A 13,374-nucleotide genomic window follows, 5' to 3' on the forward strand; every position below is an offset into this window, starting at 1 on the left:
AAAATTTAATTCATTTCTTGCTTTCTTTTTTTCAAGAAAACAAAGATTGCCGCCATGCTGACAGACAGTAAACCGATATATACACCCAGCATGCTGTTATCATTGGTAGATGGTGCTTTAGATTCTTTTGAAGAATCTGTCAATTTGTGTAAACCGTTCACTGCATCTTCCAGTGCTTTCACTGCCATATCAACCACATCCTGTGTGGCACTTTCATCTGTCAACACTTTTTCTGCATCAGCCATTGCTTTATCCAAAGCACTTACGCTTTCTTTCGTATATCTGCTTGTGTTGATAGCTTTTGCTTCATTTAATTTTTTCTGCAATTCTGTCTTATCTATTTGTATTTTTTCAACTTTCACAAGTTGTTTAAGCGCATCTTCCAATTCAGTTATTGCAAGGTTAACTGTCGTTTGAGATGAATATTTGTTATCTGCAACTTTTTTTGCAGCCGCTAATTTTTCCTGCATCATTTTCCAGCTTTCAGCAGTGTATTCATTTTCACTTAAAGATTCTGCTTCTTTAATAAGAGCGTTCAAATCACTCATGTCAATGTTGCCTAAACGAAGTTCAGTAATTTTCTTAGAAATGTCATAAATCGTTTGTGCAACTTCATTTGCATCAGGATCATCTGAAGATACTAAGACCTTTGCATTTGCAAGCAATTGCTCAGCACCATTCCATGTTTCTTCAACAAAGTCAGCCTTATTGAAAGAATCCAATAATTCTTCAGCTTCCTGAATAGCCGCCTTTAAGCCTTCTATATCTGCATTGATATTTGCACGAACCACTTGAAGTTCAGCTGCCGAACCATTATTATTAACGGCTTTCACATATACTAAACGTATATGAGTTGTTGTAACAGGTTCAAATTCAATTGTTTTGACATCTGAATTATTTTGTAAGGTTCCTTTTTTGATTGTTTGATATTTATCACCAATCATTACCTGGATCTCATACTCTGTCACATTACCATTATTTCCACTCTGACGCGGTGTATAAATCAAACCTTTTATTTCAGTTGGCTCACTAAATTCTAGATCGATCCAATGCGGCATTTCTGTATCGCTCCATAAAGTATGCCATATTGTAGAGGTATTTCCATCCAATACTTTATCTGGTGTAGAACCATCTGTATGATTGCTTGACGCAGTTGCTTTCATCGTTGACTGATCAATAAAATATAGATTTGTCAACGGTTTTGTTTCTAATTTTTCAATTGCACTTAATAAATCATGCTCATATCCATCTACTGTTGTCTGAAGTTCAACAGGAAGATCATAACGAATTGAATTTAAAATGCGAGTAACAGTTGCGGCACTTTCATCTGTAAATGCAGAAAGATCTTCAACTAATGAATGGTAAACATGGATACGATTATAATTTGCCTTTTCATAATCATATGTATCTACGATTGCATTGATCTCATTTGTTAAACGTGTGATCTCTTCTTCACTTGGATCATACTCTTTCAACAATTCTTTGCCCTTAGCAATCAATAATGCCAAATCATTATTACTTTCATGACGAATCACTGTTGAAGCATTCCATAATGCATAGTCCAATGACATTGTGCTACTAAAATCATCACTTTTACCTATACGAACATCATCAACAAAACCAATAAACGCATTCGTCTTACTTCCTATAACAGCCATAGGGAACATCATCGTAGCCAATAGAGGACGTCCTTGTATTTTCTCACCATCACCCAGAGTATCTACCTTTTCACCATTAACATATAGTGAAATCGTGTTCAGTTCATTTTTAAACTCTAATTCTACCCACTCATTCAACGGTAATGTATAGTCAAAGGAATAATTAAACCTTTCTCTTGAAAGCCCTACTTTTCCGGTTTCAGCCTGCACAGCCTTGATACTTCCATATGGACTTTCAAACAGAATCTGCTCCTCAGTACTTGCCGAAGTTCTTTTTACTTTAACTCGTAAATCACTTCCTAAACCAACTGTTTCAAGATTTGTCGTAATATAACTGGTAGAACCTTTCAGCTCCAATGCTTTTTTACCATCAACTTCAACAAGAGAGGCATTTTCACCTTCATTTACAATAAATTTATTCTCAGAGCTATCTTTCAATTCATCCATCGATAAATTCATGTATTCATCGGTTTCACTATCAACCTTATAACCAAAATTTGTACGAGGTGCATCTCCCAATTCACTTGAACGCACATTGGCTTCATTCAAATTAAGCTCTCCTTTACCCCATAATTTTGCTGCGAAAAGCGATAAATTACTAATACGGCTATAAACATCGTATTCACTAACACCATTGTCCAAATAATCGGTCATATCATTCCAAACAGCAAATGCTCCACCGATCATTTGTTTATCACCAGCAGGAATCGTCACATTACTGATCTTATTGATATCCAGATTATACATGTTGCCATCACTGATCTTACCACTGGAATAATATCCTGCGTTAGGCACGATATAGTAATTTCCATCATTACAGTTAATCAGATCAAATCCATTTTCGTACATTTCATTCATTTTCGCATAACTGAAATTCCAAAGATTGATTTGTACTCTCGTGCCATCATCTGCCACTGTATCGATTGCATCACCCTTAGCAGCTGCCGAAAAGCTTCCCCAGACACGTACCACGCGCTGTTTGGCATCACGAACATATTCTATCATGTCATTTACAAACTTACGATATGCTACTGAAGAAGCATTATATTCGTCAGCACCGATATGAACGATCGTATCACTATCAAATACCGGATCTGTTCCTTCTAAATATTCATTAAAGATTGTCTTTACAAATGTCAGACACTGTTCGTAAGATTTTACTAAATCCAAATGATCGTTTTGACGTCCCCAAGTTCCCAAACGTAAATCTGGCAATACTCGAGTTAATGCCAATGAGTGAGCAGGAGTATCAATTTCAGGTACGATATTCACACCTAACACTCGTGATTCTTTAATAAAATTTTTAAACTCTTCTTTGGTGTACCACAAATCCGTACTAGTCAGATCATTCTGATATACTTGTTCTTTTCCGTTTACTTGAACCGGATCCCCATTTGTATCTACCAATACATTTCCTTTTTTTACTGTATCATTTTCCAAACGGAACGCAGAATAAGCATTCATTGGATCAAGACCTGCGCTTGAATATTTTTCAAGAGGAATTAGATTATCATTTAAATGTACCTGGAAGTCATTCATCTTATACCAAGACATCTGTTTTACAAGCTGTTTAAGATAATCCAATGTAAATGTCTTACGGCCAACATCCAGAATAAACCCGCGTACTTTATATAAAGGATAATCACGCGTGATCCCTTTTGGAATGCTTACATAATCATTCTGTTTTAACGCCTGAAGAATCGTACGAGTTGCCCAGTAAGCCCCCGTCTGTGTTTCAGAAGTAACAGTAACAGAATCATTGATTTCCATCAGATATCCTTCATCCTTCAGGCCAAGAGTCGTATCTGCAGTTTTTCCAAAGAAGAAATCACCTGCATTTACATCACTTTTTGTACCTTTAACGACTTCGATCGTTTTACCAGTTAAAGCTTCATAATCAGCCTTCATTTCTTCCGCAGCATTTTTTAACGTATCATCTTCATAGATAATCCTGCTGCTGCCTGAAACAATAAATTCACCTGTACGGCCTTTCCATTCCTGAAGTTCCGGCAATACTTTTAATGCTTTGTTATCATTTGTTTCAACTGTATTTTTCCCAGGAACAGTAATAGGAATTTCCTTAAATTCATATGCTTTCGTTTCAGTATTGACGATCTTAAATGAAACCTTCACCGTTTTATCAACAATTGGTGTATAGATCGTTAAGTCTTCATCAATCACCTGTTCAAGATCCGTACCATTATATGTAACTTCATAACCTTCTACTTCAGGAAGGGTAACATTCAGTTTTGTACTTCCTTTAGCAGGAGATTCAACACGAATCATATTACCAATATCATTCATCGAAATAGCTGGTACTCCTCCATAAACTTCCATTTCATAAATAGAAATTGTATTCCAGCTCTCGCTGCTATCTGGATCAAGTGCCGTAAAAGAATCAATATACAAACGCACATAACGACCCTTTTGAACATTCGGCAAGGTAATCGTATCTGTTTTTGAATTAGGTCTTTCATTTAAAGTTGCAACATCTTTCCAATTACCATCACCCGTTGCTGTATCCGTTACAGTATCTGCCACTTGAATTCTGTATTTTGTTGCTTTTCTTGTTTCCCAATAAAGACGAATCGTTTTGATATCCCTCTCTTCGCCTAAATCAACAAAGATCCAATGAGGTGCATTCCCTTGTTTACTGGACCAGCGAGAATCCTTTGTTGATATATTTCCATCAAATGCTTTATCTGCCGTCAGACCAGCTGTTTCATCACTGCTGGAATATCCTTTTTTATTCAAAGCTACATTTTCTTGAGGGTTTTGTGGGGTTTTCTCAGAGTCATCCTTCAACATGATCTCAAATTCATATGCTGAAACGTTTTTTTGAGAGTAATTTCCTGTAACCTCTGTTACTTCCAGTTTTACATATTGACCGCTCACAGGTGACTTTAATGTATCGATCGATTTAACTTCAGTATTTCCTTTTTTAGCCACAACAGGACTTCCCCAATTATTCGTATCATCAGAAACATAGATATTATAGCTGGCTCCTATCATATTAAAATTTCCACCTTCCCATAAGATAGAGAAGTAATTCATCTGATAGCTTTCTTCTAAATCAATAACTACAGATTGTGGAGCAGCTGCTTCTGCTGACCAGCGTGTGTTTTCTTTACCATCTACTAAGTTTTTTGCTGGTAAAGAAGGATATTCTGCCGATGCATTAATGGGCTTTTCCAATGCCAGGTTTGTATTAACAGGAGTAGATATTCCCTTTAACATGACTATGAATTCACAAGCTGATACATTTGGATAACCAGTGACCGCCGTCACTTCTAATTTTATATAGCGCCCTGAAACAGCTTTTTCTAATTCAATTTCAGATGTTCTTCCGGAAGTATTATTTGTTACTTCTTTTACTAACGTCCATTGTGTATTATCATTTATTGTTTCTTCGCTTGTTGTATAAATTTTAAAATCTTTTGCATAATTTGAATCACTTTCCCATACAACCGAGAAATAATTCATTTCCTGAACACTACCCAAATCAACATATGCCCAGAATGGATCGTCTACTGATGGTTTAATATCATATATACTGCTTGTCATACGAGTTTCAATTTTACCATCTGTAAGAAATGAAGGATCATTAACACTTAACAAATTAGTTACAACTGGTTTTGTTAATGCGAGATTTGTATTGACAGGCGTTTCTACCGCATGCACTTTTATTGCTCCTGTCGAAAACATTGTAACAGTCATAGCTAAGCACAAGATCAAGTTAAGTATCTTTTTAAATTTCATGTTATCTCCTTTGTTCTTTCGCTATTTATAAAAATAGTTAAGAAAGGAGGCTGCTGTTTAAAGAGAATACCTCATTTTAAACAGACAGTCCCCCCTCAGTCTTTCAATCTCTATAGTTTTATCCAGCAATAAGAGTATTATTTAATTTACTTCTTTTTTTCTTTTCAAGCATACAGCCAATGCTAGAACACTCACAGCAAACAAGCTTACATATACAGCTATCATGCCGGAATCACTTGTCGAAGGAGTTTCACTTTCTGTTGTAGTACTTGGTTTATCTGTGGACTCAGATTCTCCGGCTTGTGCAGGATTGTTTGGATCCATTGGAGTTTCTGGTGTAGACGGATGAGAAACTTTTTCAAGAGAAGCATATTTTTCAGCTGCTGCTTTCAATAGCTCAGAAGCATCAATTTGTGAAGTCTGATCATTATTTAAAGCGAATTCAAGATCTTTCATCACATCTTCAATCATCCTGATCGAGCTTTCAGTGTACTCGCTCTTATTCAGAGCTTTGAATGCTTCATATAACTCTCTTAACGATTCTTCTGTTTCATCATTCATACTCAAAGTTAATCCACTTTCCGAATCAACAAGTGCTTTCTCCGCATCTTTGATCTGCTGAACACTTACAGGAGCTTGTGCGACTTTTCTGGCATCTTCCAATGCCTTCATGAATGCTTCTTTTCCTGCATCGTCTACATACTTATCCATATCAATATCTTCTGCAACCGCGATCAGATTATTTAAAGCTGTAACATCCAGTTTGATCAATTGAGCTTTCTGAGCTTCTAATTCTGATACCTTTGTTTTCAAGGCCTCCAAATTTGTTATTGGATCTTCCATCAGCTTCTTAGTTTCTTCAATCAGTTGCTTAAACTCTTCCTGTCCTTCAGGATCATACTTGCTTAAATCAGTATTGATCAGATCATCTGCTTGTACAAGTATTGTCACTGTCATTTCGGCAGTAGCCTTTGCCGCATTGAGATCATTCAACGCCTTCAAAACATCCTCTTCCGTAACACGATCGTTACCATATACCTCTTGTGCCTTATTAAGCTCAGCAGTCAGATATGCTTTGATCTGCTCATTGTCAAGTAATCCTATGTAAGCTTCGATATCCTTTATGGCAGCTGCGAGATCCGTCTTATCTGCCGCTGTAACTGTGATAAGTATTGAAGCAGTAATTGTTTCATCAGCCGATTTAACGGTAATGTTTGCTTTTCCTTCTTGAAGCGCCGTCACCTTACCATTTTCATCAACAGTTGCAACCTCAATATTGTCACTTGCCCAAATATATCCATCCAACGATGCATTTGAAGGAGTAGTCATTGCAACCAGCTGCAGTTCATTTCCAACAAACATCTTTTCTTCAGTATTAACAAATTCTACTTTTGTTGCCGCAACCTCTGTTGTTCCATAGAAATCAAGTTCTGCGATTGAAGCATAACGGTTATTAACTGCTCCCGCATTACCGATCGACTCAATAGCAATAAACTTCACATAACGGGCTTCTACCGGTTCAAATTTGATCTTCTTCGGAGAAGTCTTATCATCTAATTCATAGCCGTTGTTTGATAAATAACCTTCTACTACCGGAACATAATCTGTACCATTTGTACTTACTTCAATACGATAATGAGTAATATGACCATTTGAACTATTCTGACGAGGCAGATAATCTACCTGCTCAAGATCATAAACATAGCCCAGATCAACGATAACTTCTACCGGAAGCGAATCATTGGCTCCATATGCGGAATGCCAGATCGTATCCGCCTGATTATCAATAATATTTTCTTTCTTACCATCAGCAGCTGCATTGCTAGTAACAAAAGTAACTGTCATCTGCTTTTCATCAATATGATGCACGCTATCTTCACGGCTCGTATCTGAACCCTTAAATTCAAGCATAGCAATTGCATTTAACAGATTCAATTCTGCCTTATCAACCTTGTCCTGTAAATCACTGCTTAACATATTATTTGCATCTTCCAGTGCGTTTGACACTCTCTCATAAGATTCAGCAGTATAGAGATTTTCACTCAATGCTTCAGTCTGAGCAATCGCTGCCTTCAGATCTTCTAAATATGCACCATTGCTTACACTTATTTCTTTTGTCACACTGATCTTCTCATCTGCCAATGACTTCACAGTAATGTTCGCTTTTATATCTTTTTTCAATGCCAATAATGAATAATAATAGTTCTTGCCATCCGAGTAAGTAATCACACGAACATTATCATTATCGCTTTCTACGGTATAAAGCTTATTTGCGGCATCTGCCGGTAATACATTTGCTAGGATCGGTGTCAAACGTCCCACATAAATTTCATCCGGTGTATCTGCAGCAAATTCAATACCTGTGACACTGCTTGCTGTACCTGTTGTAAACGTCGTTTCATCGATATTCAGCTTATAAGCCACGCCTCCCTGGGATGTCTTACAATTCAGAATAACGGCATCATATGTCTGATTCTTTAAATCAAACGTCTTATCATAAGTATCCATCGTGTAAGAGCCTATCAGCGTTTTAACTTCACCATCACTTGTCTTTCTGATACCGTAGAGTTCAAAGTCTTTTAAAGCACCTGTATTCAGTGTATCCCCATTATGACGGATCTGGATGCGTAATGAAGCCAATGTCTGTGATTGATGAAAATCATAACGGATTTCATGCGGCAGTTGTGCACCAACGACTTCCTGACTATCGCCCCACTTAAATTCATAGCGATAATCATCTTCACCTACTTTACCATCAACCAGCTTATCTACTCCCATATTTGGCTGCAATTGATCAGCTGCCTCCGGTGTAATAGTCATATGGTTCAAATTGAGCGCTGTGCCTGCCGGAGTAGTTGCTCCTGCACTCCAGATCTCTACTTCACTTGTGGAAACACAATTTACATTTTCACCCGCATAAAGCTGTAATTGAACATATTGTGTTTTGACAGCATTGAATTCAACATAAGTCATATCACCTGTCGTTACTGTTTGTGAGGCTACTTTTGTATAATCCTTGCCATTATTACTTACCCATACTTCATATGAAACCAATTGATTTAAATGACCTGCGCTTCTTGCCTGTACACCCACTTTATTGATTTCCATTTCTTTGCTTAAAGTGAATGTATAAATCTGAGGATGAGCCAGTTCAATACCTGTTTTGCCATTCTCACCATTGTAGTTACTATTCGTATAAGTTACAGGATTACCATCCAGACTTGACCAAATATCACTGCCATCTGGTCCTGTCGATTTCGCTTGGGCATCAACGATATCAGTATGAGCTGCTAATTTTCTTGATTCTGAAACTTCAGGAATCTGTGGTGCTTCAAATTCTAAAGCATTGACATAATTCAGGCTTGATCCTACCAATAAACTAAATGAAGCCTTCAAATCGTTTAATTGAAGCTCTTTATTTGCCTTCAGAGCAACGGTTGCCAATTTGATGTCACCATTGACCAAAGCCTGATCACCGATATTGGTAAAGGCTGCATACACTCTGTCATTAGCATCACCTTCATGAAGATTCTCATATATTTTCATATTTGAAGTCTTTGTTGATGATTCTACCTTGAAATCATCAGATGCCGATGACAATGCTCCATGTTCAAATGTCAATTCAAAATCAAAGGCATAAACATTCTTCAAGTTGCTTCCGTAAACATCAACTGTGAAATTTTCACCTGCTGATACTGATGTTTTTGACGGAACAACAGCAACTATACCACTGGCATCCAGCTTTTCTTTCACACCGCCATTCAGCTGGCTTGTTAAGATTGCGATATCTGCTGCATCAAAGATACCATTTTCATTCAAATCATGAGCACCGGTACCGCTAGGAGGAGCTGCATCATAGATGGCTTGTCCTTTTCTCGAACCGGCAGCATCCGGATGATGATTCTCTAACCATACCTCATCATTTCCATTGATCGTTCCATTATTATCATAATCACCCGGTAAAATACCTGTTTCACCATCAGCATGATATGGACGAATCTCATACGCCTGCAAGAATCCTCCGGAAGTCTGAACTGTGGTCAATTTCAGATATCTGGCTTTGAATGGCTGATCAAATTCAATTGTTGTATAACGTGCATTTGCATTTTGAACACTGCTGCTTCCAAGAGGACAATTATCATTCGTTAAATTCAATGTGATCTCATCAGCATAAGTCTTCCATGTAACACCATCCGTACTATAAGCTATACCTAGTTTTTGAATGGTTCCATTACCATAGTCCTTTCTAAAAGCATATTCCAGTTTTTCAAGTGTATAGACCTTCTTCATATCAATCGTAAATGACTTACCATTGAATACACCTGCATCTCTTGAACTATATTCACTTGTGTCATCACCATCAACCATATTTGCAAATTTTCCGGCATATGCAGTCGGAACTTCTCCATTATCATAAGATACGCTCATATTGCTTGGAACATTGCGATAAGGATTATCTTCTGTTTGAGCTTTGAAAGGCTCGCTCCATTCAGAATAACCGTCCTGATTTACTGCACGTACACGATAGGTATGGTCAGTCAAGTAACTTAATCCTTTATGTGTGTAAGAATTTGAAGAAATCAAAGAGTAAATGATTCCGTCTGCCTCTACATCATAAGACTGAGCATCTTTCACAGCACCCCAGCTCAACGTTACATAATCGAAAGAAACTTCATCTGCTTTTAGATCCTGAGGAACAGACAATTCTTCATTGACTTCATCAGCCGGTAAATGACCATCATTGACAAAGCCATGGATGATCAGCTGCTGTTCATTCACTTCTGCATTTGTTTCAGCAAACTTCACGTACAACTTAGGGGAAACTTTCACATCTGCAACCATTTCCTTTATTTTTGTTTCTGAATCTAATGCATATGTTTCAATCGCCGGTGATTCATCGTAATAATATACGAAGGTTCCTGCATCAACATCAGCATTCAACACTTCTTCCTTACTGTTAGCCTTCACCTGTTTCAAGTCTTCACTACCGTTTCTTGCAATCACTGAAGTCGGTTCTTTAGAAACATTCACGACAAATGTCGTATTTTTTTCAGGTGTATATCCTTTGTAAGTACCATTTGATTTGCCAGCTGTCAGTGTAGCTGTATCATTATCTACAACAGAGGTATAGTTGATGGATACGTGTTCACCATAGGAGATATTGTCGATCGTTCCATAATCTTTATCTTCTGTTGTATTGTTTTCAATATATTTTCCATCATCTTCAAAAGCTGTATAAGAAGTAGAACCTGCAGGCCAGAATTCAACGATTCGATTGTTCTTATCAATTTTATCCGGTGTATTATTCTCTTCATACATCGGAACGATCGAACCATTCTTTACAAAGAGCGGAAGCTTCCACAAAGGAGCTGCAAAATTGTTGATCACTGCACCGCCTGCATACTGCTGTCCCGTAAAATAATCAATCCATACTTCGCCATCAGGCAGGTAGATATCATTACGAATATCATTGCCATCGCCATCAGCCGCTGTATTCTGATAAACAGGAGCAACAAGGAAAGCATCTCCAAACATGTACTGATACTGCATGTTCTTGCTAAATGCATAAGAATCATCCGGGAATTCCAAAAACATAGCTCTTACCATCGGAAGACCTGTATCTTCATTGCCCGTATCAATATTAGCTGCTGAAGCCGCACTTGTATAAATATAAGGCATCAGCTGTGCTTTCAGTTTCAGATACATTCTCGATACGCTCTTATATGGATCTGCGAATGCATGAGGAACTTTGGCATAAGTACCCCAGCCATCCATGTTCAGCATCTGAGGTGTGAATGCTTTCCACTGATAATCTCTGGTTGCAATCAGCGGTGCTCCGCCATGGATACCATCCATATCACTTCCGACATTTGGATTTCCTGCTAATGACTGTCCAATATAAGTAGGAATATGGAAACGGATATATTCCCAGTTACCGCCTGCCTGATCACCCGTCCATACACTATTGTAACGCTGTGAACCTGCCCAGCCATCTAAAGAAATAATATTTGGACGTGTATTCACCGTTGTCGTTACGATATCGTAGGCTCTTTTAACACCATCTAGCTGCATCGAATAGCCACTGCCGACCCATGCAACGTCAGTTTTCAATGTCGTGATACCACCCACAGTCACTTCTTTTTCAAAATCGCGAAGCAAATGCCATAAAGTATCTTTATTTGTCGTAGGTGACAGCTGGCTCTGTGTCCATAAGCCGGTCGCAACACCTAAACTGTTCGCATATTGTGTAAATTCAGCCAAGTTATTGACATTGGCATCAACGGCTGCAATACGATCTTCTGAGCTGTTTCCATTGGAATCTACACCACCGGTCATATTATAGCCATTCTGTCCATAACCACAGCCATAACCGTCGTTCGGTACGAAATAACCTATCGGCATATCATTGTCAAAATATCTGTTTAAGACTGACTGCGCAGAAAATTCATAAGGAGTCGTAACACCTTCAGGAATCTGAGTCGTAAATACCGTCGGCGCCTTACCGTTTAAGGATTCTTCCTTCAATCCTTCTTTGATTACATAACCCGTTCCGCCCGCTTCTGTTTGCTGGAAAACTGAACCATCCGGATTTGTAGTTGACCATACTTTATTTCCGGCACTAGGATCTGCTTTCGAAGTTCCGCTATTCCATGCATCACGGTTATAACAATTCAGATGTCCTTCATAAAAACCGTATTCAGGCAATAATACCGGATTTCCGGTTACATGATAATACCCCTGAAGGAGCTTTTGTGCTGTTTTCGCAGCATCAGCAGCATCGCTCACAAAGAAATAAGCATCAAATTCTGCTTCATTATGCGTTGCTGTTACCGTACTGCTTTCATTTTTTCCAAAGTTATATTTACCATTTGCAAAAGTATTTCTTAATACGCCGTAACCTGAAGTTGTCCAATAAAACGGATTGGGTGATGCCACCTGTCCATCTACCCAGCCACTTTCATTAGCAATATTTATTTCCTGTCCGGTATGAACAAAGCGTCCATTCTGTGTTCCTCCGCCATAAAAGTTTTCTCCATCATTTTTTATTAGCGTTTGAACAGTGGCCCCATTGGTGATCGACAGGGACTCTTTTTCCTGCAAAACGATTGTATCATTGACCATGACAGACATTTTTGCTGTATCTTTATCATAAATGATTTTCGTCGTTTCCTTTGTTTCTTCATTTGAAACGGAGATCGTAATCGTATCGCCGTTATCATCTACTGTTGCACTTGGATGACTGTAATATTCAGATTCATCCGGATACTGCTGTATCTTTGCAGTATGACTGTTCGATCTCGGTGAAGCGTACTTAGAAAAGACGCCCGAAGGATCTACATTATATCTGAAAATACCGTCTTCCAAAAAAGTGATTTTCGCAGTTACATCATCATTAAATGTTACATACACGATGTTATCATTATTTCTATCCACAACAGCCTCTTTTACTTCATTCAGCGATCCTCTGTATGAAGAAGCATTCGCTAAAGCGCTTACAGAATTGAAAATTGTCAAGGTGCTCAAAGCCATCGTTAATGATAATGTACCCATTAGTACGTTTCTTAACTTTTTCATATATTCTCCTCTCAATTATTATTCAATTGTAAGTTCATTTCTCAGTTTATCCCTCCTCATGGAATTCATCACTTTTGGCTCATATAAAAGCATGACATTTTCTATTGGTACACTTCCTCTATCATATTTTGAATTAATCGCTTCTTTTCCCCAGCGATCATGTGCCTGTCTGTAAATTATCATCCAAAATAAAATAATACGAAATGTCCGTCAGATGTTTTTTGCTTAAAAATGCTCAAAAATGAATGAAAGCCCTCACAAATACAGTATAACCATATTTTGGTAATTTGACTTTGTACTCATTAAGCAAATATTTGTATTTTTTAATAATTACATTCTTGTGATTTTTTTAATTATTACAACAAATTATGACGATATAACC

The 13,374-nt window shown here is 37.8% G+C and carries 2 protein-coding genes; both read right to left on the minus strand.

Annotated features, from left to right (window positions below; all coding sequences use genetic code 11):
- Positions 1-5: 5 nt before the first annotated feature.
- Complete coding sequence (locus ACZYT3_RS02840) at positions 6-5,417, minus strand: discoidin domain-containing protein (RefSeq protein WP_464087606.1); 5,412 nt, start codon at positions 5,415-5,417, stop codon at positions 6-8.
- Positions 5,418-5,558: 141 nt separating this feature from the next.
- Positions 5,559-12,992, minus strand: coding sequence for a discoidin domain-containing protein (locus ACZYT3_RS02845; RefSeq protein ID WP_464087607.1), 7,434 nt, complete (start codon positions 12,990-12,992; stop codon positions 5,559-5,561).
- Positions 12,993-13,374: the final 382 nt, after the last annotated feature.

This window comes from Traorella sp. mt218 (genome assembly GCF_055420025.1).

What these genes read in the sequence shown, in the direction of transcription:
- ACZYT3_RS02840 (WP_464087606.1), bottom strand. Translation starts at nt 5,417, where the DNA reads ATGAAATTTAAAAAGATACTTAACTTGATCTTGTGCTTAGCTATGACT.
- ACZYT3_RS02845 (WP_464087607.1), bottom strand. Translation starts at nt 12,992, where the DNA reads ATGAAAAAGTTAAGAAACGTACTAATGGGTACATTATCATTAACGATG.